The 23,147-nt window shown below is 71.8% G+C and carries 21 protein-coding genes and 2 pseudogenes; 14 read left to right on the top strand and 9 right to left on the bottom strand.

Annotation, left to right across the window (positions count from 1 at the left end):
- Window positions 1–19: 19 nt before the first annotated feature.
- The 3 genes and pseudogenes from ACZ6S4_RS23660 to ACZ6S4_RS23650 all read right to left on the bottom strand — a co-directional run bounded on the left by ACZ6S4_RS23660 (window position 20) and on the right by ACZ6S4_RS23650 (window position 1,563).
- Complete coding sequence (locus ACZ6S4_RS23660) at window positions 20–268, bottom strand: hypothetical protein (RefSeq protein WP_465477190.1); 249 nt, start codon at window positions 266–268, stop codon at window positions 20–22.
- A gap of 283 nt (window positions 269–551) precedes the next feature.
- Window positions 552–680: pseudogene (locus tag ACZ6S4_RS23655) on the bottom strand (hypothetical protein); the annotation flags it as partial.
- 37 nt (window positions 681–717) lie between these two features.
- Window positions 718–1,563 carry a DUF3109 family protein gene (locus ACZ6S4_RS23650; RefSeq protein WP_465477178.1) on the bottom strand — a complete coding sequence of 282 codons (846 nt, stop codon included), beginning with the start codon at window positions 1,561–1,563 and terminating at the stop codon, window positions 718–720.
- A gap of 140 nt (window positions 1,564–1,703) precedes the next feature.
- On the opposite strand from ACZ6S4_RS23650, the gene ACZ6S4_RS23645 reads away from it, so the two are divergent.
- On the top strand, window positions 1,704–2,525 hold the full coding sequence (locus tag ACZ6S4_RS23645; RefSeq protein WP_465476990.1) for a sugar phosphate isomerase/epimerase family protein: 822 nt from the start codon (window positions 1,704–1,706) through the stop codon (window positions 2,523–2,525).
- Here the strand turns inward: ACZ6S4_RS23645 and ACZ6S4_RS23640 are convergent.
- A complete protein-coding gene (locus ACZ6S4_RS23640) occupies window positions 2,512–3,048 on the bottom strand; it encodes a CGNR zinc finger domain-containing protein (RefSeq protein WP_465476989.1) in 537 nt (178 codons plus the stop codon). The genes ACZ6S4_RS23645 and ACZ6S4_RS23640 overlap by 14 nt on opposite strands.
- Before the next feature lie 79 nt (window positions 3,049–3,127).
- Here ACZ6S4_RS23640 and ACZ6S4_RS23635 point away from each other — a divergent pair, with 79 nt between their 5' ends.
- The 5 genes from ACZ6S4_RS23635 (at window position 3,128) to ACZ6S4_RS23615 (ending at window position 6,916) form a co-directional block, all read left to right on the top strand.
- The gene (locus tag ACZ6S4_RS23635) at window positions 3,128–4,048 is read left to right on the top strand and encodes a proline dehydrogenase family protein (protein WP_465476988.1); all 921 of its coding nucleotides are present in this window, start codon (window positions 3,128–3,130) and stop codon (window positions 4,046–4,048) included.
- Between the two features lie 187 nt (window positions 4,049–4,235).
- Complete coding sequence (locus tag ACZ6S4_RS23630; RefSeq protein ID WP_125803603.1) at window positions 4,236–4,448, top strand: helix-turn-helix domain-containing protein; 213 nt, start codon at window positions 4,236–4,238, stop codon at window positions 4,446–4,448.
- Window positions 4,449–4,625: 177 nt separating this feature from the next.
- Entirely contained in the window at window positions 4,626–4,727 is a 102-nt protein-coding gene (locus ACZ6S4_RS23625) for a 30S ribosomal protein bS22 (protein ID WP_007465623.1), read from the top strand.
- A gap of 69 nt (window positions 4,728–4,796) precedes the next feature.
- Complete coding sequence (locus tag ACZ6S4_RS23620) at window positions 4,797–5,885, top strand: NAD-dependent epimerase/dehydratase family protein (RefSeq protein ID WP_465476987.1); 1,089 nt, start codon at window positions 4,797–4,799, stop codon at window positions 5,883–5,885.
- Window positions 5,882–6,916 carry a lysophospholipid acyltransferase family protein gene (locus ACZ6S4_RS23615; protein WP_465476986.1) on the top strand — a complete coding sequence of 345 codons (1,035 nt, stop codon included), beginning with the start codon at window positions 5,882–5,884 and terminating at the stop codon, window positions 6,914–6,916. The genes ACZ6S4_RS23620 and ACZ6S4_RS23615 overlap by 4 nt, the downstream gene beginning before the upstream one ends.
- 81 nt (window positions 6,917–6,997) lie before the next feature.
- On the opposite strand, the gene ACZ6S4_RS23610 is transcribed toward ACZ6S4_RS23615, so the two are convergent.
- Window positions 6,998–8,152, bottom strand: coding sequence for a DUF5667 domain-containing protein (locus ACZ6S4_RS23610; protein WP_465476985.1), 1,155 nt, complete (start codon window positions 8,150–8,152; stop codon window positions 6,998–7,000).
- 181 nt (window positions 8,153–8,333) lie between these two features.
- Window positions 8,334–9,281: an ECF subfamily RNA polymerase sigma factor, BldN family gene (locus ACZ6S4_RS23605; RefSeq protein ID WP_212986488.1), complete on the bottom strand. Its 948-nt coding sequence runs from the start codon at window positions 9,279–9,281 to the stop codon at window positions 8,334–8,336.
- A 309-nt stretch (window positions 9,282–9,590) separates the two neighbouring features.
- Between ACZ6S4_RS23605 and ACZ6S4_RS23600 the strand changes: the two genes are divergently transcribed.
- The 8 genes from ACZ6S4_RS23600 to hemB all read left to right on the top strand — a co-directional run bounded on the left by ACZ6S4_RS23600 (window position 9,591) and on the right by hemB (window position 18,011).
- On the top strand, window positions 9,591–11,102 hold the full coding sequence (locus ACZ6S4_RS23600) for an AMP-binding protein (RefSeq protein WP_465476984.1): 1,512 nt from the start codon (window positions 9,591–9,593) through the stop codon (window positions 11,100–11,102).
- A complete protein-coding gene (locus ACZ6S4_RS23595; protein ID WP_465476983.1) occupies window positions 11,099–11,347 on the top strand; it encodes a glutaredoxin family protein in 249 nt (82 codons plus the stop codon). Before ACZ6S4_RS23600 ends, ACZ6S4_RS23595 begins: the two co-directional genes overlap by 4 nt.
- A gap of 9 nt (window positions 11,348–11,356) precedes the next feature.
- Window positions 11,357–11,998: an HAD family hydrolase gene (locus tag ACZ6S4_RS23590; protein WP_465476982.1), complete on the top strand. Its 642-nt coding sequence runs from the start codon at window positions 11,357–11,359 to the stop codon at window positions 11,996–11,998.
- 257 nt (window positions 11,999–12,255) lie between these two features.
- Window positions 12,256–12,996 (top strand): redox-sensing transcriptional repressor Rex, encoded by a 741-nt coding sequence (locus ACZ6S4_RS23585; protein ID WP_212986484.1) that lies wholly within the window; start codon window positions 12,256–12,258, stop codon window positions 12,994–12,996.
- Window positions 12,993–14,288 carry a glutamyl-tRNA reductase gene (locus ACZ6S4_RS23580; RefSeq protein ID WP_465476981.1) on the top strand — a complete coding sequence of 432 codons (1,296 nt, stop codon included), beginning with the start codon at window positions 12,993–12,995 and terminating at the stop codon, window positions 14,286–14,288. The genes ACZ6S4_RS23585 and ACZ6S4_RS23580 overlap by 4 nt, the downstream gene beginning before the upstream one ends.
- Window positions 14,285–15,214 carry a hydroxymethylbilane synthase gene (gene hemC, locus ACZ6S4_RS23575; RefSeq protein ID WP_465476980.1) on the top strand — a complete coding sequence of 310 codons (930 nt, stop codon included), beginning with the start codon at window positions 14,285–14,287 and terminating at the stop codon, window positions 15,212–15,214. Before ACZ6S4_RS23580 ends, hemC begins: the two co-directional genes overlap by 4 nt.
- On the top strand, window positions 15,211–16,797 hold the full coding sequence (locus ACZ6S4_RS23570) for a bifunctional uroporphyrinogen-III C-methyltransferase/uroporphyrinogen-III synthase (RefSeq protein WP_212986481.1): 1,587 nt from the start codon (window positions 15,211–15,213) through the stop codon (window positions 16,795–16,797). Before hemC ends, ACZ6S4_RS23570 begins: the two co-directional genes overlap by 4 nt.
- Before the next feature lie 224 nt (window positions 16,798–17,021).
- Window positions 17,022–18,011, top strand: coding sequence for a porphobilinogen synthase (hemB, locus tag ACZ6S4_RS23565; protein ID WP_465476979.1), 990 nt, complete (start codon window positions 17,022–17,024; stop codon window positions 18,009–18,011).
- A gap of 53 nt (window positions 18,012–18,064) precedes the next feature.
- Here the strand turns inward: hemB and ACZ6S4_RS23560 are convergent.
- From ACZ6S4_RS23560 to ACZ6S4_RS23550, 3 genes and pseudogenes are all read right to left on the bottom strand, one after another.
- Window positions 18,065–20,407, bottom strand: a pseudogene (locus tag ACZ6S4_RS23560) (lamin tail domain-containing protein); the annotation flags it as partial.
- A gap of 89 nt (window positions 20,408–20,496) precedes the next feature.
- Window positions 20,497–21,540: a GNAT family N-acetyltransferase gene (locus ACZ6S4_RS23555; protein ID WP_465476978.1), complete on the bottom strand. Its 1,044-nt coding sequence runs from the start codon at window positions 21,538–21,540 to the stop codon at window positions 20,497–20,499.
- Window positions 21,541–21,600: 60 nt separating this feature from the next.
- Window positions 21,601–23,147 (bottom strand): lysozyme family protein (locus ACZ6S4_RS23550; RefSeq protein ID WP_465476977.1); only part of this gene is annotated, 1,547 nt, incomplete at its 5' end.

Raw genomic sequence — 23,147 nt, 5'->3', positions numbered from 1 at the left:
GGGCCGGCGCCCGCCGCTGTCACGGGGTGACCGCGATGTTCGTCAGGCCGCTGGTCGCACCGGTGACCGTGTTCGAGGCGTGGACCACGTTCAGGTTGCCCGCGCACTTGGAGGTCGACGTCACGTTGTCCAGCCAGGAGTCGGCCGAGTTCTGGCCCGCGATGCCCTGCCCGTTCCAGGTGTTGCCGCGGACCACGCCACCGACCGTGCCCTCCTTCACGTCCACGTGCTCCGCCGCCACGTCCGGGCCGACCCGGTTGTTCAGCACCTGGATCCGGTCCGAGGCGTCGATGCCGCCGCTGTTGCCGTAGCAGGACCAGTTGGTCCCCGATGATTCGGGGTTGGTCAGGATCGCCGTGGCCGGGCCGGTCAGGGTGACCGGCGCGGCGGCCGTGCCGGCCGCGCGGCCCAGGAACGCGCCGCGGTAAATGCCGGGCGCCAGCCGGATCGTCTGGCCCGGCCGGGCGGCGGCCAGTGCAACCCAGGGGTACGCCCAGAGCCGCCGCGTTGAAGCCGAAGCTGACCGTGGCGCCGGGCGCGACCGTGCCGTTCCAGGACACGTCGGTGAACCGGTGGTGGTTGCCAGTGCTGGCCCGTACCGAGCTCCATGAGCTGGTCACCGTGGTGCCGGCGGCCACCAGGGCCAGGGCGCTGACGAGCAGGGGAAGTCGGGGGGACATTCAGTTAGTAAATTAACTGATGGACTCCCGTCAATGGTCAGCTCGCCTGTGGCGGGGTCGCCGGCTCACGTCCGCCGCGCTTCTTCGGCGCTCGGGCCGCCTCCGCGGCGACCGTCGCCGGGTGCGGCGCGACCAGCTTGGACTGCAGGCGGATGTCGCAGAGCCGGGCCAGTTCGTCGTACGCCTCCTGGCCGACCAGCGCGATCAGCTCGGGCGCGTACGACTTGTACATCGGCTCGGTGCCGACGTGCGCGTCCGGTGAGGACGTGCACCACCAGTCCAGGTCGTGCCCGCCGGGACCCCAGCCGCGCCGGTCGAACTCGGTCAGCGTGGACAGCAGGTACTTCGTGCCGTCGGGCCGCTTCGTCCAGTCCTGCTCGCGGCGCACCGGCAGCTGCCAGCAGACGTCCGGCTTGTAGGTCAGCGGGTGCACGCCGTCGCGCAGCGCCTGGGCGTGCAGCGCGCAGCCACCGCCCCCGGCGAAGTCGGCGTCGTTGAGGAACACGCACGGCCCTTCCTTGGACTGGGTCGCCGTCCGGCGCGCGGGCTTCTCGCCGTCGATGGTGTCCATCGCGGTGTAGTTCTTGAAACCGCGCCGGTAGTGCTGCCACGTCTCGGGCGTCAGCCTGGCCGCCGCGTTCTTGGTGCGGGCCTCGTCGTCGGCGTCGGTGAAGAACGCCCCGTGCGAGCAGCAGCCGTCCTGGGCCCGGCCGGCCACGATGCCGTGGCAGGCGGAACCGAAGACGCACGTCCAGCGGGACAGCAGCCAGGTCAGGTCGGCCCGGACCACGTGCTGGTCGTCGGCGGGGTCGGTGAACTCGAGCCATTCCCGGGGGAAGTCGAGCGGAACTTCGCGGGCACGGGCGGCGGCCGCCTCGTCCATCACGATGCGTATCTGGGTGCGGCGACTCACCTGCGACAGCGTACGCGTGCGGGTGGTAAACCCCCGTGCGGCAGAGCGTTTCGCCGTTTATATCCCGACTGGGAACTGGCCGGTGTGCCGGACGGGTCTACGCTTGACGGGTGACTTCCCGTGTCCCCGTGCTCCTGTCCAGCTCCTCCGTCTTCCCCGAGCCGACCGCGGCCGCGTTCGAGATGGCGGCGACGGTGGGTTACGACGGTGTCGAGGTCATGGTGTGGACGGACGCCGTCAGCCAGGACGCCGGCGCACTGCAGGGCCTCTCCGATCACTACGAGGTTCCGGTGCTGTCGGTGCACGCGCCCTGCCTGCTCGTGACCCAGCGGGTGTGGAGCCCGGACCCGTGGGAGCGGCTCGACCGGGCCGCCCAGCTCGCCGAGACCCTGGGCGCGCCGACCGTGGTCGTGCACCCGCCGTTCACCTGGCAGCGTGACTATGCCCGCAACTTCGCCGGTGGCCTGGCCAAGATCCAGGTGCGCCACCCGGACATCACGTTCGCGATCGAGAACATGTACCCCGTCCGGATGGCCGGGCGCACCTTCGTGCCGTACGTGCCGGGCTGGGATCCGACCGAGGCCGGCTACGACGCGTACACGCTGGATCTGTCGCACGCCGCCGCCTCGCGGACGGACTCGATGGAGCTGGCCGACCGGATGGGCAAGGGCCTCAAGCACGTGCACCTGGGCGACGGCACCGGCGAGGGCCGCGACGAGCACCTGGTGCCCGGGCGGGGCAATCAGCCGTGCGCCGAGTTGCTGCAGTCGCTGGCCGGGCGCGGCTTCCAGGGCTCGGTGGCGCTCGAGGTCTCCACCCGCAAGGTGACCAGCCGGGCGGTCCGCGAGGCCGACCTGCGCGAGTCGCTCGCCTTCGCCCGGCACCACCTGGCGCCCGCGGCGACGGCGACCCCGGCCGCTACGCGGGGGTGAGCGTCGCGGCGCGCTTGCGGGCCCGGTGCGCGGCCACGTGCGAGCGGGTCGCGCAGCGCTCCGAGCAGAAGCGCCGGCAGTTGTTCGACGACGTGTCGAGATAGACGTTGCCGCAGCGTTCGTCGGCGCAGATGCCGAAGCGGGCGCTGCCGTACTCGCAGAGCCACACCGACAGGCCCCAGACCGCGCCGGCCAGGTATTCCGAGCTGACCGAGGCGCCCCGGCTGGTGACGTGCATATGCCAGTCGGACGCGTCGTGCCCGGAGATGCGCGGCTGCACCGGGTACGCCTCCAGTAACGCGTTCAGCTCAATGACGGCGTCGGCGTCGCGCCCGGTGGTGCCGTACTCGAAGACGTCGCGCAGCCGGCGCTGGGCCCGGCGGAAGACCCCGAGGTCCTTCTCGCCCACCTCGTCCCGCATCCAGGCCTGCTCCTCGCTGAACAGCGCCCGGAGACCATCGAGGTCGGCGAGCCCGGCATTCACCAGCTCGACGGCCGTACGCGCGTACGCATCGAAGTTCACCCGACAACCGTAGCCGCACCGTGAAGGACAAAGACAGCTCTACCGCGAGGGTTGCGAGGACGGGCGATACGCTCGGCGCATGCTCCGTTCCGTCTTTCTCGCCGCCGCCGGGTCGTCCCGGATGGAGCGGCTGATCTCCTCCGCCCCGGTCAGCAAGGGGGTCGTCCGCCGGTTCGTGGCCGGCGCCGGTGTCGACGACGCCTTGCGCGCGAGCCGGGAGCTCGCCGACGACGGCCTCGCGATCAGCCTGGACTATCTGGGCGAGGACACGTTGACGGCCGAGCAGGCGACCGCCATCCGCGACCAGTATCTGACCCTGCTGAGCCGGCTCAGCGGCGCCGGCCTGACCCCGGCGGCCGAGGTCAGCGTCAAGCTGTCCGCGCTGGGGCAGAAGGTCGACGACCGGATGGCGTTCGGCTACGCGCAGGAGATCTGTGCCGCGGCGGCCGCGGCGGGCACCACGGTGACGCTGGACGCCGAGGACCACACCACCACCGACTCGACCCTGGAGATCCTCGCTGAGCTGCGCAAGGACCACCCGGGCACCGGGGCGGTCCTGCAGGCGTACCTGCGCCGGACCGAGGGTGACTGCCGGGAACTGGCCACCACCGGCTCGCGGGTGCGGCTCTGCAAGGGCGCGTACGCGGAGCCCGAGTCGGTCGCGTACCAGTCCGCGCTCGACGTCGACAAGGCGTACGTGCGCTGCCTCAACATCCTGATGTCGGGCGACGGCTACCCGATGATCGCGACCCACGACCCGCGGCTGATCGCCATCGCCGAGGACCGGGCCCGCTGGTTCGACCGCTCGGCCGACGAGTTCGAGTTCCAGATGCTCTACGGCGTCCGCCCGGAGGAGCAGGCCCGGCTGGCCGCCGCCGGCCACACCGTGCGCGTCTACGTGCCCTACGGCGACCAGTGGTACGGCTACCTGATGCGCCGCCTGGCCGAGCGCCCGGCCAACGTGGCGTTCTTCGGCCGCGCTCTGACCAGTAAGAAGTAAGTCACCTTTCGGGGGAGAACACGCCACAAGGGGCGTGTCGGCTTGACTTTTTGTGGTTATTTCACGGAACGCATCGCCTTGATCACAGGAGTCTCGATACCGTACTGATGACACGCGCGCCCGCCCGCCGCGGCGCACGGCCTGACGGCCGCGGCGGAGGCGCCTGCGAAAGGATCGGTGCGAGGAGATGACGGGTCCAGCCCAAGCCGAGGAGCGCCTCGCCGAGGTGCGCTTCCTGACCGTGGCCGAGGTGGCCGCCCTGATGCGGGTGTCCAAGATGACCGTCTACCGGCTCGTGCACGGCGGCGAGCTCAGTGCCGTACGGGTCGGTCGTTCGTTCCGGGTGCCGGAGCACGCTGTCCACACGTACCTGCGGGGAGCGTTCAGCCAAACGGCGTGACCATGGGGCCGTGTTGGTCCCGACCCGGCCGGGCCGCTACGCTGGAGCGGTTCGCCCCCGTGACACCTGTGCGCTTCCTGTTCGGCGCCGGTGCGGGGCGGGCCGCCGTCAAGCTCGGTCGGGTGTGCCTGCGGGTGCGCAGGGACCGGCCCCACATGGTTTCGAGAGGCATTTCGTATGGGCTCCGTGGTCAAGAAGCGTCGCAAGCGTATGGCGAAGAAGAAGCACCGTAAGCTGCTGCGCAAGACCCGCGTCCAGCGTCGCCGTCTCGGCAAGTGATGTCCGGCCGGGCGTGACGCCCGGCCCGGTCACTTGCCTCACCCATCGCCGCATGCGAAAGGCGCGCCCGTGGTGACGTCTTCTCCCGCGGCCCCGCCGAGGGTCGTCGTGGTCACCGGGGTCAGCCGATTCCTCGGTGCCCGGGTCGCCGCCCGGCTCGCCGCGGACCCCCGTGTCGAACGTGTCATCGGCCTGGATCCGCTCGATCCGCCGCCCGCCCTCGCGGGCCTGCTGGCGGACGTCGAGCTGATCCAGGCTGACGCGCGCGCCGCGAGCGGTGCCATCGCCGAGCTCGGCGCCGAGGCGGTCGTGCACCTGGCGGTCACCAGCGCGCCTGATCCGCACAGTGGTGGCCGCGCGGCGATGAAAGAGCAGAACGTCATCGGCACGATGCAGCTGCTCGCGGCCGCCCAGGGGGCCGACCGGCTGCGCAAGCTGGTGGTGCGCTCCTCCACAGCCGCGTACGGCGCCTCGTTCCGCGACCCGGCCGTCTTCACCGAGGACACCGAGCCCCGGGCCGTCCCGCGGGGCTCCTTCGCGCGCGACATCCTCGACATCGAGGGCTACGTGCGTGGTTTCCGCCGCCGCCGGCCCGAGGTCGCCGCCACCGTGCTGCGGTTCGCGCCGTTCCTGAGCTCCACCGCCGAGACCTCACTCACCCGCTACTTCGCGCAGCCGGTGATCCCGACCGTGCTGGGCCGCGACGCCCGGCTGCAGTTCGTGCACGTCGACGACGCGCTGGAGATCCTGCACCGCTCGGTGGTCGAGGACCATCCCGGCACGTTCAACGTCGCCGGCGCGGGTGTGCTGGCGCTCTCCCAGGCCGTACGCCGGGCCGGCCGGATCTCCCTGCCGCTGCCCGAGGGCACGCTGTCCTCGGTCGCCGCGCTGGCCCGCAACGTCGGCGTCGGTCAGATCGGCCTGGATCAGATCGACCTGTTCGTGCACGGCCGGGTGGTCGACACCAGCCGGCTGGTCAAGGAATTCGGCTTCAGCCCGCGTACGACCGCGGCCGCCTTCGACGACTTCATCCACGGTCACCGCACCGGCCAGGCGCTGAACGCCGACCGGCTGGCCGCTGCCGAGCGCGCGATCCTCGACGGCATCCGCCGGGTCCGGGCCGCCGCGACGCAGGACCAGGAGCACGCATCCTCATGACCCAGGACGAGTTCCACGCCGCGCTGCCCGGCCACGCGGACTTCGAGCTGCCCGCGGCCCGGGCGCCGAAGCCCCTGAACGGCAACCGGCCGGGCCGCCGCCGGGCCCTGCCCGCCGCCAACGGCCACGCGCCGGCCCAGATCGAGGCGAGCGCCCCCGAGCCCGGGCCGGAGCCGCAGCCGGGCCCGATCGACGTCTGGGACCAGCGGGTGGCCAACGGGCTCGCCTTCCTGCGGCGGCGGCTGGCCGGGGCGTACGAGGTCGACGACTTCGGCTTCGACCCCGAGCTCAACGACGCCGTCTTCCAGCCGATGCTCAAGGTGCTCTACCGCGACTGGTTCCGCACCGAGGTGTTCGGCATCGAGAACGTGCCGGACACCGGTGGCGGTCTCGTGGTCGGCAACCACTCCGGCACGCTCGCCCTGGACGCGCTGATGCTCACCGTCGCCCTGCGCGACCAGCACCCGAGCGACCGGCATCTGCGGCTGCTCGGCGCCGACCTGGTGTTCCGGCTGCCGGTGCTGTCCGAGCTGGCCCGCAAGGCCGGGGCCACGGTCGCCTGCAACCCGGACGCCGAGCGCCTGATGAGCGAGGGTGAGCTGGTCGGGGTCTTCCCCGAGGGCTTCAAGGGCATCGGCAAGCGCTTCTCGGAGCGTTACAAGCTCCAGCGGTTCGGCCGCGGCGGCTTCGTCTCGGCCGCGCTGCGCACCGGCACCCCGATCGTGCCGGTGGCGATCGTCGGGGCCGAGGAGATCTATCCGATCCTGGCCGACCTCAAGCCGCTGGCCCGGCTGCTCGGCATGCCGTACTTCCCGGTCACGCCGACCTTCCCGTGGCTCGGGCCGCTGGGCCTGGTCCCGCTGCCCAGCAAGTGGCTGATCGAGTTCTGCCCGCCGATCCCGACCGCGCACCTGACCGAGTATGCCGACGACCCGATGGTCGTCTACAACCTGGCCGACGAGGTCCGCGAGACGATCCAGGCCACATTGCACACTCTTCTGGAGAAGCGCCCGGACCCGTTCGGCTTGTAGCATGTGCAGTGAGGGGCGGCCCCGACTTTCGCAGTCGGACACCGCCCCTCGCCACGTTCAGGCCCTACCTGTTCAGCTCCGTCAGCTCCCGAAGAGGTTGCCCAGCAGCCCGCCGAGCAGGCCCTTGTCCTCGTCGTCGGGGACGACACCGGCCGGGTCCTCGGTGAGCAGCGGCTCCGGGGTCTCCGCCGGAGTGCTGGTGGCCGGCACCTCGGCGTCGGGCTGGACAGCCTTGCCGCCGCGGGTCGGGTCGACCGTCGGCTCCCCGGTGTCCTTCGGCTTCGCCTTCTTGTCGGCGTCGCCCTTGTTCCCGCTGCCGGTCGTCGCTTCCCGCTGGACCTGACCCGACGGTTGCTCGTCGGGGGAGCCGGTGGCGGCGCCGGTCGTGCAGTCGCGCAGCTTCGGACCGATCGCGTCGCCGCCGGACTGGGTCACCGTGTCGCAGGCGAGCCCGGCCCGCAGGTCCTTGGCCCGCTCGTGCACCGAGTCGAGCAGCTTGATCGAGGTCTGTGCCCGTTCCCGGTTGTCCGGGCTGAGCCGGTCCAGCCGCGGGTTCAGCACCCGCCGCTGATTCTCGACGAAGGTGTCGACCGAGCTCAGCGGCGTCTTGTCCTTGCGGGCCACGGCGGCGGACGTGAGCAGCTTGACGCCCTGACGGGTGTCGTTGTCCATGTCGCCGAGGACCTGACGGAACCTCGGGTTGTCACCCTTCATCGCGGCCGCCTCGGCGAGCCGGTTGCGGGCGAAGGTCAGCGACAGCTGACCCCGGGTGACGTCCGAGCCGGCCATGGCCAGCTGGGCCCGTTCGGTGGAGCGCTTGACGCCGTACAGGGCGTCGCCCGGTGCGGCGTTCTCGCTCGCTGCGGAGATACCCGAGACGGCCATGGCACCGGCGGCGACGCCGATGACGATCGCACCGCGGGCACGGATCCGGCGGCCGGTCTTGCCGAGCATCTTGCGGACCGGCTCGGCCGGCTCCTGCTCGGTGGCTGTGGCGGTCGCCCCGATACCGTCCCGCTCGGCCGTGGCCACGAGCATCGCTCGCAGGCCGGTGCGGAACTCGGGATCCACGTGGACCCCGGACCGTGCCGCGGAGAGGCTGTGCCCGATGGCGACCAGCTCGGCGAGTTGCTCGTCGGCCTGCCCCCGGGTGTGATGGCGACGGCCGCCGTTGGTCTCGTCGAGCAGCTCCGCGAAGCGCTCGGCGCTCCGGCGATCGAAGATGTTCAAGTTCACCGCGGGCACCTCCCTTCGCTCGTGACTGATTCGCCGGTGAGATTGCCGGCGGTCGCGACGGAACCGGCGGGCCGACGGCCCACCACTGGTCGCATCCGGACAAACGCGCGACGGGCGGGCCCGGTTACGGGTGTCAGCAGGGCGGCGAGGCTCACAGAGATCGACATACGGTGAATTGCCGTCACCACTGGAACCCTTCGGGCAGCAACCGGGCCAGTGCCCGGACGGCCCGGTACTGCAGTGCCTTGATGGCGCCTTCGTTCTTGCCCATGGTCTGCGCGGTCTCGGCCACCGAGAAGCCTTGCAGGAAGCGCAGCACGATGCACTCCTGCTGCTCGGGGTTGAGCTGCTTGACCGCGGTGAGCAGCGCCACGTTGGTGATGTGGTCGACGACGGCGGCCTCCGGGCTGCCCTCGGGACCACGGTCCTCGCGGTCGGCGTCCAGCACGTCGCCGGTGGTCACCTCGAGCCGGTAGCGACCCGACTTGAAGTGGTCGGCGACCAGGTTGCGGGCGATGGTGACCAGCCAGGCGCCCAGGTCACGGCCCTGCCAGGTGAAGCTGCCGATCCGCTTGAGGGCTCGCAGGAACGTGTCGGAGGTGAGGTCCTCGGCGAGCTGGCGGTTGCCGACCCGGAAGTAGACGAAGCGGAAGACCGTGTCGACGTACCGGTCGTAGATCAGGCCGAAGGCGGCCGACTCGCCGGCCTGGGCCCGCTCGACCAGGGCCCACACCTCGGCGGCGGCGTCACCCGGGTCGGGACGCGCCGGATACTTCGGTGGCTCGGCCTCGCTCGGTGGCCCGGTGGTGCTCTGGGTCGGGACCACGACCGTTTCGTCGGTCGTTCCGGCCCGCCGGTCCGGGCCGGCCTGCTGTGGCGGCTGCGCGGGCCGGCCCGGTACGGCCACCCGCCCGCTGCCCGGCTTGGCGTTTCCCGTCGGCGGCAGGTGCCGGCTCGGGGACTCGTTGATGTGCGGCCGGTTCCGGGTCCGCTTGGGTCCGTCGCTGCGGATCGCGTGCGCGATCGTGCCGTCGATGCCCCGGCGGAGGGCGCTCAGGCCCTCCGTGAGCGCGAGACGCGCCGCGAACACATCACGGCTGTACGGATCGCCGGCGTACACATGACTCACTGCGCCTCCTTGACCCGGCGGGCCGTCGATGAGGGGTGTCCAGAACCGGATCCACGTACAAAAGGGGTGGGGCGGCCGCAAAGGGCAGGCCGACCTCACCCACGGATGTGGACTCCGTTACACAGACGGGAAGTATTGCGGAGCTTGACCACGGGCAGTCGCACACTGTGTGCGCTGTGCGAAATTACTCCGAAGTGGCGCAGACTGCACATCAGGAACATCTGTCACCATGTAGGACACCTCGAAAGGGGGCCCGGACCGGCTGTCCGGCCACCCGATCGAGGGTCTTCTGTGCCAGACTCGGGCGTCGTGGAGAACAGCGCGCGTGACCCGGTCCGCACATCCGCGCGGCAGCGCCCCGACGCCCCCGCCCTGATCGCCGGCGACACCGTCGTCACGTGGGCTGAGCTGGACGAACGCGTCTCGCGCGGGGCCGCTCGGCTGGCCACCGGCACCGCCGCGGGCGATCGGGTGGCCCTGGTGCTGGGCAACACCGTCGAGTTCGCCGTCGCCTACTTCGCGGTGCTGCGGGCCGGGCTGGTCGCCGTGCCGCTCAATCCCGGCTACACCGCCGACGAGCTGACCTTCGCGCTGACCGACAGCTCGGCCGCCCGGGTGGTTGCCGATGATGCGGTGCTGGGCCGGTTGCGGTTGTCCGAGGGGGTAGCCGTACCGGTGCGGGAGCTGGCGTCCGGGGGAGTGGACGCGCCGCACCCCGCGCCCGCCGCCGATGACCTCGCGGTCCTGCTCTACACCTCCGGGACCAGCGGGCGGCCGAAGGGCGCCATGCTCACCCACCGTGCGCTCGCCGCCAACCACGATCAGCTCGCGCTCATCGAGCCGCCGGTGCTGAGCGCCACCGACGTGGTCCTGCTCGCCATCCCGTTCTTCCACGCCTACGGGCTGAACACGGGCCTCGGCGCGATCGCCCACTACGGCGCCTGCGGCGTGCTGGTGGATCGCTTCGAGCCGGCGGCGACCCTCTCCCTGATGGCGAAACACCAGGTCACGGCCGTGATCGGGGTGCCGTCCATGTATGCCGCGTGGGCACGCGAGCCCGCGGCGGGCGAGGCCCTGGCGGCGGTGCGGACGGCTGTGTGCGGCGCGGCGCCGCTCGACCCGGCCGACGCGGCCGCCTTCACGGCCGCGACCGGCAAGACCGTGCTGGTCGGGTACGGCCTGACCGAAGCCGCCCCGGTGCTCACCACGACCGCGGTCAGTCACCGCGAGAAGACCGGCTCGATCGGCCGCCCGCTGCCCGGGGTCTCGCTGCTGCTGCGCACGGCCGACGGCGAAGTGCTGTGGCGCGACGGGCTCGTCGCGGACGTCCAGGAGGACGCCGAGATCGATCTCGACCTGGAGGTCAGCGCGGGCACCGACCCGGGGGAGATCGTCGTGCGCGGCGCGAACCTCTTCTCCGGGTACTGGCCGGACGCTCACGACGGCCCGGACGCCGACGGCTGGTGGGGCACCGGCGACATCGCGTACGCCGACGCGGACGGCGACCTGGTGCTGGTCGACCGGATCGGCGAGCTGATCCTGGTCAACGGCTTCAACGTCTACCCGGCCGAGATCGAACGGGTGCTCGACGCGCACCCGGGGGTGGCCGAGGCGGCGGTGATCGCCATCCCTGACCAGCTGACCGGGCAGGCCCCGTACGCCTACGTGGTGCCCGCCCTCGACCCCCCGCCCACCCCCGCCGAGCTGCAGGTCCACTGCGCCGCCGAGCTGGCCCGGTTCAAGCTGCCGGCCGGCATCGAGCTGGTCACCGAGCTGCCGCACTCGGCCATCGGAAAGGTACGCAAAGGAGCACTCCGATGACGCGGATCACCCTGATCAGCCGGGACGGCTGCCACCTGTGCGAGGTGGCCGAGCAGACCCTGGACCGGATCGCCCCCGGGCAGTGGACCCGGGTCGAGATTTCCGACTCGGTGGAGCTGGAACGCGACTACGGCGACCGGGTGCCGGTGGTGCTGCTGGACGGCAAGGAGCACGGCTACTGGCGCGTCGAGGAAGATCGCCTGTTGCGGGATTTGAGTAGACCAGCAGGTGCCCCCCGCCTGTAATCTCGCGCGGTGGCTCGAACTCACCTTGTCTGGGACTGGAACGGCACCCTGCTCGACGACCTGTCGCTGGTCGTCTCCTCGACCAATCACACCTTCAAGGCGGTCGGCGGCCGCAGCGTCGACGCGGACGAGCACCGGCAGCGCTTCCGCCGCCCGGTCGCCGAGTTCTACGCCGAGATCCTCGGCCGGGCGGTCGACGCCGAGGAGTTCGAGGAGCTCGACCGGATCTTCCACCAGGCGTACCGGGTCGGGCTGACCAGCACCTCGCTGGCCGCCGACGCCGAGGCCGCGATCAAGGCCTGGCCGGGCAGCCAGTCGCTGCTGAGCATGTGGTTCCACGACGAGCTGGTGCCCGCGGTGCAGACCTACGGCCTGGCCGGCATGTTCACCCGCGTCGACGGGCGGCCCACCGAGGTCGACGGCGGGCTCAAGGCCGGCCACCTCGCGCGGCACCTGGCCGAGCTGGGCCTCCCCGGCGAGCAGGCGGTGCTGATCGGTGACTCGCTGGACGACGCCGAGGCGGCCGAGTCCGTCGGCGCCGCGTGCGTCCTCTACACCGGCGGCTTCACCGAGCCGGCCCGGCTGCGGGCCAGCGGCCGTCCGGTCACGGACACCCTCGTCGATGCGGTGCGCCTCGCGCAGACACTGTGATACTCGTCGTCGGAATGTCGACGTCATTGGCATACCAGGGTGGCGAGCGGTAATACTCGGCAGAGGGCCGGCGGATAACACGCCGACTCGATCTTTGTCCAGTTCCGCTATCAAGATCGCGATTTGTGCACGCCTTCACAAGCGCCTACTCTGTGACTCCGACGAGCCCCGCTATCACAGCCGGTCCCAGCAGGCGTCACCGGTCCAGGACCTGCAGCAGGGCTCACCGTAGGTTCGCCTCGTCGGCACGGAGTCAGATGAGTCAGCAGCGTCAAGGAAGCACGCCGGCCACCACCGGCGCAGTCCCGGCCTTCCCGGATCTTCCGGAGGCGACGATCGCGCGGCTACCGGAATACCTTCGCGCCCTGCACAACCTTGCCGAGACCGGTTCCGAAACGGTCTCCAGTGAGGGTCTCGCCGCGGCGGCGGGGGTCAATTCGGCCAAGCTGCGCAAGGACCTCTCCCACCTGGGGTCGTACGGCACCCGCGGCGTCGGCTACGACGTCGCGCTGCTCATCGACCAGATCGAGTACATCCTCGGCCTCGACCAGCGCCGCGCCGTGGCGCTCGTCGGCGTCGGTAACCTCGGCCACGCGCTGGCCGGCTACGACGGCTTCGCCAGCCGCGGGTTCCGCATAGTGGCCCTGTTCGACGCCGACGCCGAGCAGGTCGGCAAGCCGCTCAACGGCCTGACCGTGCGGCACATCGACGAGCTCGGCCAGGCCGTCGTCGAGGAGGGCATCACCATCGGCGTGATCGCCACCCCGGCGGGCGCCGCGCAGGCCGTCGCCGACGATCTGGTGGCTGCGGGGGTCACCAGCATCCTCAACTTCGCGCCCTGCGTGCTGTCCGTCCCGGCGGGCGTCGACGTGCGCAAGGTCGATCTCGCCATCGAACTGCAGATCCTCTCCTTCCACGAGCACCGCAAGGCGTCGCTGACGGCGATCCCCGGCGGGCGCTCACCGGAGGCGGGCAACCAGGAGGCGGTCGGGTCGTGAATCTGCTCAGCGTCGGTGCGTCCTACCGGACCGCCGGAGTCGACACCCTCGGACGCCTCACCATCGCCGGCTCCGACATCCCGGCCGTGCTGGAGAAGCTGGTCGCGCAGCCGTACGTCGGCGAGGCCGTGGTGCTGTCCACCTGCAACCGCGTCGAGGTGTACGCGGCCGTCTCCGGCTTCCACGGCGGCCTCGGCGACGTCTGCAACGTCCTCGCCGAGCACTCCGGCATCGGCGCCAAGGACCTCGCCGCCCACCTCTACGTCCACTACGACGAGGCGGCCGTGCGCCACTCGTTCCGGCTCGCGGCCGGCCTCGAGTCGATGGTCGTCGGCGAGTCGCAGATCCTCGGCCAGCTTCGCGACGCGTACCACGCGGCGACCGAGACGGACACCGCCGGCCGGCTGCTGCACGAGCTGATGCAGCAGACGCTGCGGGTCGGTAAGCGGGCGCACGCCGAGACCGGCATCGACCGGGCCGGGCAGAGCGTCGTCACCGCCGCCCTCGAGGTGGCCGCGGCGACGTTGGGTGGCGAGCTGACCGGGCGCACCGGCCTGGTGGTCGGGGCCGGCTCGATGGGCGCGCTCTCCGTGGCGACGCTGACCCGTTCCGGCGTCGGGCCGCTGCAGATCACCAACCGCGGCGCGGCCCGGGCCGACCGGCTCGCCGAGGCGTACGGCGCCACCGCGGTCCCCTTCGACGCGCTCGACCAGGCCATCGCCGCGGCCGACATCGTGGTCTGCGCCACCGCGTCGACCGAGCCGGTGCTGACCGCCGCCGACCTGGCCGGCCGGGAGAAGCCGCTGGTGGTGCTCGACCTGGCCGTGCCGCGCGACGTGGCCCCCGAGGTCGGCGCGCTGCCCGGCGTCACCGTGGTCGACATCGACAGCCTGGCCACGAGCCGGCGCACCCTGCCGGCCGCCGCCGAGACCGCCGCGGTGGAGCAGATCGTCACCGCCGAGGTCGAGCACTTCCTCGCCTGGCTGCGCGGGGCCGAGGTGGCGCCGACCGTGGCCGCCCTGCGCACCCGCGCCGACGACGTGGTCAGCGCCGAGCTGCGCAAGCTCTCCGCGCGCCGGCCGGAATTCACCGAGGAGCAGCGGGCCGACGTTTCCCGTACCCTGCACCGGGTCGTCCAGCAGTTGCTGCACTCGCCGACCGTACGGGTCCGTCAGCTCGCCGCCGAACCCGGCGGCGACCAGTACGCGGCCCTGCTGCGGGAGCTGTTCGACCTCGACGTCCCGCACGCCACCAAGGCTGACGCCGTACCCGAGATCGGAGGACAAGCGTGAGCACACCGCTGCGCCTCGGCACCCGGGGCAGCGCCCTCGCGCTCGCCCAGTCCCAGCTCGTGGCCGACTCGCTGACCGCCGCGACCGGCCGCCCGGTCGAGCTCGTGCGCATCGTCACAGCCGGTGACCGTTCCGCCGCGCCGGTCGCCCAGCTCGGCGTCGGGGTTTTCGTCTCCGCGCTGCGCGACGCGCTCACGGCGAAGGAGATCGACTTCGCCGTCCACTCGTACAAGGACCTGCCCACGGGCCAGTACCCGGGCCTGCACATCGCGGCCATCCCGCCGCGCGAGGATCCGCGGGACGCGCTCATCGCGCGCGACAACCTGACCCTCGCGGAGCTGGCGCCGGGCGCCACGATCGGCACGGGCGCGGTGCGCCGAATCGCGCAACTGCATGCTTTGGGCCTACAGTTGCAGGTCACGCCGATCCGCGGCAATGTCGACAGCCGCATCGCGAGGGTGCTCGGTCCCGAGGCCGACCTCGACGCGGTTGTCCTGGCCCGGGCCGGCGTGGTGCGTCTCGGCCGGGCCGCCGAGATCACGGAGACGTTGGACCCGATGCTCATGCTGCCCGCCCCCGCCCAGGGTGCGCTGGCGATCGAGTGCCGATCCGACGACGCAGACCTGGTCGAGCTGCTGGCCGCACTCGATCATGCACCGTCCCGCGCCGCCGTCACGGCGGAACGGGCGATGCTCGCCACGCTCGAGGCCGGTTGCTCCGCACCGGTCGCGGCACACGCCGAGCTCGCCGAAGGCGAGCAAGGCGACGAGATCTACCTGCGCGGTGCGGTGATCAGCCCGGACGGGGCCCGAGCTGTCCGGCTGTCGCGCACCGGAACGCCCGCCGACGCGGCGGAGATCGGCAAGGCGCTCGCCGCCGATCTCCTCGACAACGGCGCCGACACCCTGATGGGGAGCACAGAATGACCACCCGCACCGCCCGCAAGTCCGCAGGGCGTATCGCTTTCGTCGGCGCCGGACCCGGCGATCCCGGCCTGCTGACCCGCCGGGCTCACGACACCCTCGCCGACGCCGACCAGGTCGTCTACGACCGTGGGGTGCCCGAGTCGCTGCTCGCGGCCATCCGGGCGGAAGCCAAGGGCGACACCCAGTTCAGCCCCGCCGAGGGCGCACCCGGCGACGTCGCCAAGGTGCTGCTCTCCGCGGCCAAGTCCGGCCTGTCGGCGGTGCACCTGGTCGCCGGTGACCCCTTCGGTCACGAGGCCGTCGTCAAGGAGGTCCAGGCCGTCGCCCGGACCGCCGTGCACTTCGAGGTCGTGCCCGGCCTGGGCCAGGCCGAGGGGGTGGCCACCTACGCGGGTGTGCCGCTGCCCGGCGTGCGCACCGCGGCCGACATCGACGACGTCACCGCGCTCGACTTCGACGCGCTGGCCGCGGCCGCCGTCAAGGGCTCGTTCGCGGTCGCCGTGGACGCCGGTGACCTCGCCGCTGTCCGCGACGGCCTGCTGGCCGCGGGCGTCGAGCCCGGCACGCCGGTCGGCGTGACCGGCGACGGCACCGGCGAGACTCAGTACACGACGACCTCGTCGGTGGACAGCTTCGTCGCGGCGGCGCTCGGCTTCACCGGCCGGGTGGTGCTCACCGTCGGCGCGGAGGTCGCCCAGCGCGACAAGCTGAGCTGGTGGGAAAACCGCCCCCTGTACGGCTGGAAGGTCCTCGTCCCGCGCACCAAGGAGCAGGCGGGCGCGATGAGTGCCCGGCTGCGGGCGTACGGGGCCATCCCGTGCGAGGTGCCGACGATCGCGGTCGAGCCGCCGCGCACCCCCGCGCAGATGGAACGCGCGGTCAAGGGCCTGGTCGACGGCCGGTACGCCTGGGTGGTCTTCACCTCGGTGAACGCGGTCCGCGCGGTCTGGGAGAAGTTCGCCGAGCACGGCCTGGACGCCCGCCACTTCGGCGGCGTCAAGATCGCCTGCATCGGTGAGGCGACCGCCGACGCCGTCCGCGCGTTCGGCATCCAGCCGGAGCTCATCCCGGCCGGGGACCAGTCCAGCGAGGGCCTGCTGGCCGAGTTCTCGCCGCACGACGAGATCCTCGACCCGGTCGGCCGGGTGCTGCTGCCGCGCGCCGACATCGCCACGGAGACGCTGGCCGCGGGCCTGATCGAGCGCGGCTGGGAGGTCGACGACGTCACGGCGTACCGCACGGTCCGCGCGGCCCCGCCGCCGGCCGACATCCGCGACGCGATCAAGTCGGGCGGCTTCGACGCGGTGCTGTTCACCTCGTCATCGACGGTCCGGAACCTGGTCGGCATCGCGGGCAAGCCGCACGCCCGCACGGTCGTCGCGGTGATCGGCCCGAAGACGGCCGAGACGGCCACGGAGTTCGGCCTGCGCGTCGACGTCCAGCCGCAGCACGCCTCGGTCCCCGACCTGGTCGAGGCCCTGGCGTCGTACGCGGTGGAGCTGCGCGAGAAGCTGGCGGCGATGCCGGCCAAGCAGCGCCGCGGCTCGAAGGTCCAGGGCCCGACGGCCCTGCGCTTCCGCTGATCTCACGCGGACCGGCCCGGTGACGGGCCGGTCCGCTGCACCACCTGGGCCGGTTGCGCGCCGGCCCGGTCGGGGTCGTCGATGTCGCGGCCCGCAGTTTGCCGAGCCGGCTCCGCGCCGACCCGGTTTCGCCGGACCGGCGCTGTTGCCGGCCTGGCCGGGGCGGTTGTCCGACCGGCCCGGTTCCGCCGGCTCACGCGGCCGGCCTGGCTGAGGGAGTGAGCATGGCGTTCCCCGATGTGCGTCCGCGGCGTCTGCGCCGCACCCCCGCGCTGCGGCGCCTGGTCGAGGAGACCCGGGTCGCACCGGCCGAGCTGATCCTGCCGCTGTTCCTCAAAGAGGGTCTGACCGAGCCGCGGCCGATCAGTTCGCTGCCCGGTGTCATGCAGCACTCGCGGGAGTCGCTGCGCAAGGCCGCCCACGAGGCCGTCTCGGCCGGGGTCGGTGGCCTGATGCTCTTCGGCGTCCCGGACAACGCCAACAAGGACGAGACCGGTTCGGCCGGCCTCGACCCGGACGGCATCCTCAACGTGGGCCTCCGGGACCTGATCGCCGAGGTCGGCGACGCCACCGTGGTCATGGGCGACCTGTGCCTGGACGAGTTCACCTCCCACGGGCACTGCGGCGTCCTCGCCCCGGACGGCACGGTCGACAACGACGCCACCCTGGAGATCTACGGCCGGATGGGGGTGGCCCAGGCCGAGGCCGGGGCGCATGTCGTCGGCCCCTCCGGGATGATGGACGGCCAGATCGGGGTGGTCCGTAAGGCCCTCGACCAGGCCGGCTACCAGGACGTCTCGGTGCTGGCCTACTCGGCGAAGTACGCGGGCGCCTTCTACGGCCCGTTCCGGGAGGCCGTCGAGTCGAGCCTGCAGGGTGACCGCCGCACCTACCAGCAGAGCCCGGCCAACGTCCGGGAGGCGCTGCGCGAGGTCGAGCTGGACGTCGCCGAGGGTGCCGACATGGTCATGGTGAAGCCGGCTCTGCCGTACCTCGACGTGATCGCCGCCGTGCGGGAACGGGTCGACGTGCCGGTCGCCGCGTACCAGGTCTCCGGCGAGTACGCGATGGTCGAGGCGGCCGCGGAGAAGGGCTGGATCGACCGGCAGGGCGTCATGCTGGAGACCCTGACCTCGATCAAGCGGGCCGGGGCCCAGATCATGCTGACCTACTGGGCCACCGAGGCTGCTCAGCTGCTGCGCGAACGGTACTGACCGCCGTACCCCTCATGTAACGAACTTGCATGGGTTTTCCGCCGCGGGTGGGCTCAGTCGTCGTTCTGGATCGTGCCCGTCGCGCGGGCGTCCGCGAGCCGGATGCCCGCCAGGCCCGCCACCACCAGCGTCAGCTTCTCGTCCGGCTCCTTCCACCGGTCACCCCGGACCTGCACCGGGAAGGTGAGACCGGTCGCGCCCGCGGGCACGACCCGGCAGCCCAGGTACGGCGTGAAGTCGACTCCCACCCAAGCGGACCCCGGCACCGTGCTCGCACAGATCGTCACCGACCGGCTCAGCGGCCGGGACAGCGTCACCGGGAACACCAGCGACGTCGTGCCGCTGTCGCCCTCGACCACGCTCGCGTCGGCGACCGACAGTGCCGCCCGGGAGTGGAAGCGGGCGACCTGGGGATCGTGGTCGCTGGAGCCCTTCGAGCCGTTCCCCTCGTCCGCCGCCGCCCAGTCGGCGTTGAGGTGCGCCGCCCGCATCTCGATCAGGTCACCGTGCAGGGCGTCGTTGACGAAGAGATGGTCCAGCGTCTGGGCCGAGCCGTCGAAGACGTACGAGTACGCCGACGAGGGCGCGTCCGCCACCAGGTCGTCCCACAGGTTGTGCAGCCCGGCCTCGTAGAGCGGGCGAAGCTGGTCGCCGGGAGCCGCCGGCACCGGGTCGTCGGGGCGCGGGAAGACGTTCAGGTCACCGCCGTACGCGATCCGCGCGTGCGCGTGGGTGTCCTCGATCGCCGTGGTGATCGCGGCCCCGTACGCGGCCTGTTCGGTGCGCTGCCCGACCCGGCTGTCCGGCCCGGACGAGTAGTGGTTGCTGACCGCCCAGAGCTGGAACCGCTCGGCCGCACCCGGCGCTGCCTTGACGTCGAAGAGCGCGACCTGCGGCGCCCGGGTGAAGACGTTCGAACCGTCCACACCCGTCGACCTGTCCACGTCGGCCGGCAGCACGGCGTTCAGTGCCTTCGGGTTGGACACGTCGGCGTTGCTCGCCAGCGGGGTGCCGCGGTAGGTGACCTGCGGTGCCGCGCCCAGCACCGGGTCGGCCGCGGTCGCGGGGGCGAGCGAGAGACGGTCGGTGCGGTAGAGGAACGCGGCGGTGATCCCGCGGGCGTCGGCGCCGGTGCGGTCGTACGCGGCCGCGTACGCCGGACCGCCGTTGCCCTTGATCGTCAGGGCCAGCTCCTGCAACGTGTCCGGCTGCCCGTCCGCGTCGTTGACCGCGCCGCAGGTCAGGGCGCCGCCGGTGACCGTGCAGATGTCCTGGTCCTCGGCTTCCTGGGCGAGGATCAGATCCGGGGAGTGCAGCCCGGCGGCGATCTGGTCGGCCAGGTCGGCCAGCTTCTCCCGGTACGCCGCCTCGCTCGCCGGAACGTAGTCGAAGGGCGGGCTGACGCCGGGGCAGCCGGTGTTGCCGGTGAAGTCGCAGCCGTCGAACGGGTCGTCGCGGAAGTCGTACAGGTTCTCCACGTTGTACGTCGAGACGGCGAACTCGGTGCTGCGTGCGGCGGCCTTCGGCGGGTTGTTCCGCGACGGGTCCGCGCCGGGCGTGAACGCGGCGGTGGCCGGCTGGATGCCGTACTTGTTGAAGGAGTAGTAGAGGCCGCCGACCGCGTCGCCGGACAGCAGGTCGAAGGTCTTGGCCGGCGGCAGCAGCGCGCTGCTGTCAGCGGCGGTCGCCTTCACGCCCATGGTGCCGAGCAGCACCCGGTCGCCGTTGCCGTCGTCGACCGTGCCGGGCAGATTGTCCAGCGGGTGCGCGTCGCGGAAGACCCGCCGCGCGTACGGGTCGGCCCGGTCCAGCAGCGGATCGTCGCGGTCGATGACCCAGATCTCCGAGTCGGCGGTGCCACTGAACACGTTGCGGCCGGCGACGACCCCGGCGCCGTCGCGGACCCGCAGCTGCATGCCCTCGTGCCGCTCCCAGAAGCGGTCCGCGGCGGCCAGCTCGCCCGGCGGCGCCGCGTCGTCGACCTGGACGTCGCTCAGCGGCACGCCCTCGGCCAGCTTCGTGACCAGCGAGGCGCCGGACAGCTGGGTCAGCGAGAAGAACTCCGACACCCGGGCCCGGATCACGATCTCGTCACCGACGGCCGGCACATAGCCGCCGATCAAGGACGTGAAGGCGCCCATGAAGACGAAGATCCCGTCGGAGCTGGCCGGGTCGCCGTCGTCGGTGCCCCGGCGGCTCTGCAGGAAGAAGCCGTGCTGGTCGGTGCCCGCGGCGGTGCGGGCCAGGGTGCGCTGGGTGACGACCCCGCGTACGTCGTACAGGACGCTGCTCGTGCCGTTGCCGGACGGGTTGGCCAGCGGTGACCGGTCGGTGCGCGGATTCTCGGCGTCCGTCGTCGGCCCCTGCACAGCGCCGACGGCCAGCGGTTCGTCGGCGGCCCGGGCCACACCGGGGAACAGGGCGGCGGTCAGCAGCGGGGCGAGCAAGGGCAGGAAGCGGCGGTAACGCACGGAGCCTCCACAGCTCAGTCGGTGGGCTCGAGTCTCTGCACCAGCTGGGACACGTCCACGCCGTACTCGTACCAGTCCCGGTCGGACTGGAAGCCCAGCTCCGCGTTGACCTTGAGCATGGACTCGTTGTGCTGCGCGTTCCAGGTCTGCACCTCGCGCAGGCCGGGCTCGGCGGACCGCAGCTCGAACAGCATCCGGGCCTTGATCGCCCGGTCGATGCCGTAACCGCGGTGCTCGCGGACGACGATCGTGTCGTACTGGTCGGCGCGTTCAGGATGCTGCGCGGGCACGACCACCTCGGTCAGCCCGGCGACGGCACCGGACGCCTCGTGGATGGCCAGCACGATGTACGGCTTCAGGCCCCGGCGGTGCAGGGTGTTGAGGCTGTCCCGCAGCCGCTGCGGGTCGGACGAGCTCGGCCGCAGATCCAGGTCGTTGTCGTCACCGTCCTGCCCCTCCAGCTTGGCCTGCGCGTACGCCTCCAGCAGCTCGGCCGGCGGCCCACCGGGGTGGTACTCGACGCGGTAGCCGGCGCTGATGCCGTTGGCCATGGCCTGCAGGGCGTTCCAGTCCACGCTGGACAGGGTCAGGACGCTGCGGGTCTCCACGTATTCCTGCTCGAAGCCCAGCGCCTCGTAGAACGCGATGGCCGGGGTGTCGCCGATGGCCTCGACCCCGATGGAGGAGAAACCCTCGAGATAGGCCCGGCGCGCGGCGACCCCGACAAGCTGCTGGCCGAGGCCGCGGCGGCGCAGGTCGGGATGGACCAGCACCTCCAGCACCCCGATGTCGCCGAGCAGCAGCACACTGACGTGGCCGTAGATGGTGCTCTCACCCTCGGCGAGGCGGTCGTCCTCGGCGACCCAGCTGATCCGGCGCTCACCCGGCATGGTCTCGGCCAGGTAGTCGACCACCTGGACGTCCTGCCACGGTGGATCGTCGGGGAGATCGGCAGCCAGCACCGCGTTGTACGTCTCCACGAGCGATCGGATCTCCCCCGCCGACGCGGTCCGGGGATCCCACTCACGCACCCTCACCCGTACAGCTTGCCGGTACATGGACCTTCAGGGAAGTGCCGGGTGGACAAATGTACGCGACCCGTCACTGTGGGTTGTCGATCAGACCCGGCTGCGCTGCCCGTACTCGTTGGCCGCATCGAACACCTTCTGCGCGTACGGCCGCACCGCGTTGTACGACAAAATGGCGTCCCACCAGGCATCCGGCCGAGCGAGGTCACGCCCGCCCTGACACAGATACTTGGCCGCGGCCAGCGACGCGTCATCAATGTCGTTGGGATCGGAAACACCATTGTTGTCGGCATCAACACCATTGCCGACAGAGATCGAATTCCAGGTCTGCGGGATGAACTGCAACGGACCCAGCGCCCGATCGAACTGAGAATCACCGTCGAGCGCACCCTGATCGGTGTCCCGGATCTCCTGCCGCCCACCCTTACCGTCCAACGGCAACCCGAAAATCGGCGGGGCAACCGACCCGTCGACATTGAGGACGGCGCCGTTGGCAGAGCCGTGCGCGGACTCCACCTTGGCGATAGCGGCGATCGTGGTCCAGCTCAGATGACAGCTCGGGGTGGTCCGGGCGACCACCAGCTCGGCGTAGCCGTAGGCCTGCACGGCGACAACGGGAATGCCGGCCCGGGTGCCGGTGTCCTGCGCCCAGGAAGCAAGCACATCGGCCGGCCGGGCGCCGCCGACCACGCCGCCGACAGGGGGCTGGGTGCCCGGCACGACCCCGCCGACAACGGGGGCGGAAGCGCTGGGAACGCCGCCGGGCCCCGGCAGCGCGCCGGCAGAAGCCCCGGCCGAAGCGTCGGCGTCAAGCCCGAAACCGGGCGTCACGCTGGGCGTCGGCACAGACTGCAAAGCCCGCGGTACGAGATAAGCACCGGCTGTCCCGGCGGCGCCGAGAAGAAGAACGGCGATGATGGCGGGGAGGATGAGGCGGCCGCTGGGGCGTTTGGCCCAGGCTGAGGTGCTGCGGGCGGTGCTGCGCACTACGCGTACGGGGTTGGCCCGGCGCAGCACCCGGGTGGCCCGACCCTGCGAGGCGGCGGCTACTGCGGCTGCTGTGGGGGCGGTTGTGCTTGGGGTTTTGTCCCCGGGCTGGCCGTCTTTCCCGGCCTTGTCCTTGTCCTTGCCTTCAGCCTCAGCCTTGCCCTCGGCCTGGTCCTTGCCCTCAGCCTTGTCCTTGCCCTCGGCCTTGTCCTTGCCCTCGGCCTTGTGTTCGGCAGTGGTCTTGCCTTCAGCGGCGGCCTTGTCCGGGGGAGTGCTGCCCTTGTCCGTCTTGTCGTCGGCGGCCTTGTTGGTCCCGGTCGTCTTGCCGTCGGCGGCCTTGTTGGTCCGGGTCGTCTTGCCGTCGGCGGCCTTGTCGGTTACGGCGGCTTTGTCGGCCTCGGCGGCCTTGTCGGTGGAGTAGGGCTTGTATCCGGACTTCGTCTTGTCCGCCGGCTCGCCGACGCTGAGAGCGCCGGCCGCTGCGGTGGCGTCGGCGGGCTTCTCCCCGTCTGGCTTGGCCGTCGCGGCCGAATCCTTGTCCTTGCCGTCCGCGGCCTTGCCGTCCGCGGCCTTGCCGTCCGCGGCCTTGCCGTCCGCGGCCTTGCCGTCCGCGGCCTTGCCGTCCGCGGCCTTGCCGTCCGCGGCCTTGC

The sequence above is a fragment of the Actinoplanes sp. NPDC051405 genome (assembly GCF_055586185.1).
The sequence above is the reverse complement of the archived record's forward strand: the minus strand, read 5'-3'. Positions and strand labels throughout refer to the sequence as shown.

Bases quoted from the DNA above. Each gene is read 5' to 3' on its own strand.
- hemB (WP_465476979.1), top strand. From the start codon at position 17,022: ATGGCGTTCCCCGATGTGCGTCCGCGGCGTCTGCGCCGCACCCCCGCG.
- ACZ6S4_RS23630 (WP_125803603.1), top strand. From the start codon at position 4,236: ATGACGGGTCCAGCCCAAGCCGAGGAGCGCCTCGCCGAGGTGCGCTTC.
- ACZ6S4_RS23615 (WP_465476986.1), top strand. From the start codon at position 5,882: ATGACCCAGGACGAGTTCCACGCCGCGCTGCCCGGCCACGCGGACTTC.
- ACZ6S4_RS23595 (WP_465476983.1), top strand. From the start codon at position 11,099: ATGACGCGGATCACCCTGATCAGCCGGGACGGCTGCCACCTGTGCGAG.
- ACZ6S4_RS23650 (WP_465477178.1), bottom strand. From the start codon at position 1,563: ATGGACGAGGCGGCCGCCGCCCGTGCCCGCGAAGTTCCGCTCGACTTC.
- ACZ6S4_RS23585 (WP_212986484.1), top strand. From the start codon at position 12,256: ATGAGTCAGCAGCGTCAAGGAAGCACGCCGGCCACCACCGGCGCAGTC.
- ACZ6S4_RS23635 (WP_465476988.1), top strand. From the start codon at position 3,128: ATGCTCCGTTCCGTCTTTCTCGCCGCCGCCGGGTCGTCCCGGATGGAG.
- ACZ6S4_RS23625 (WP_007465623.1), top strand. From the start codon at position 4,626: ATGGGCTCCGTGGTCAAGAAGCGTCGCAAGCGTATGGCGAAGAAGAAG.
- ACZ6S4_RS23570 (WP_212986481.1), top strand. From the start codon at position 15,211: ATGACCACCCGCACCGCCCGCAAGTCCGCAGGGCGTATCGCTTTCGTC.
- ACZ6S4_RS23555 (WP_465476978.1), bottom strand. From the start codon at position 21,540: ATGTACCGGCAAGCTGTACGGGTGAGGGTGCGTGAGTGGGATCCCCGG.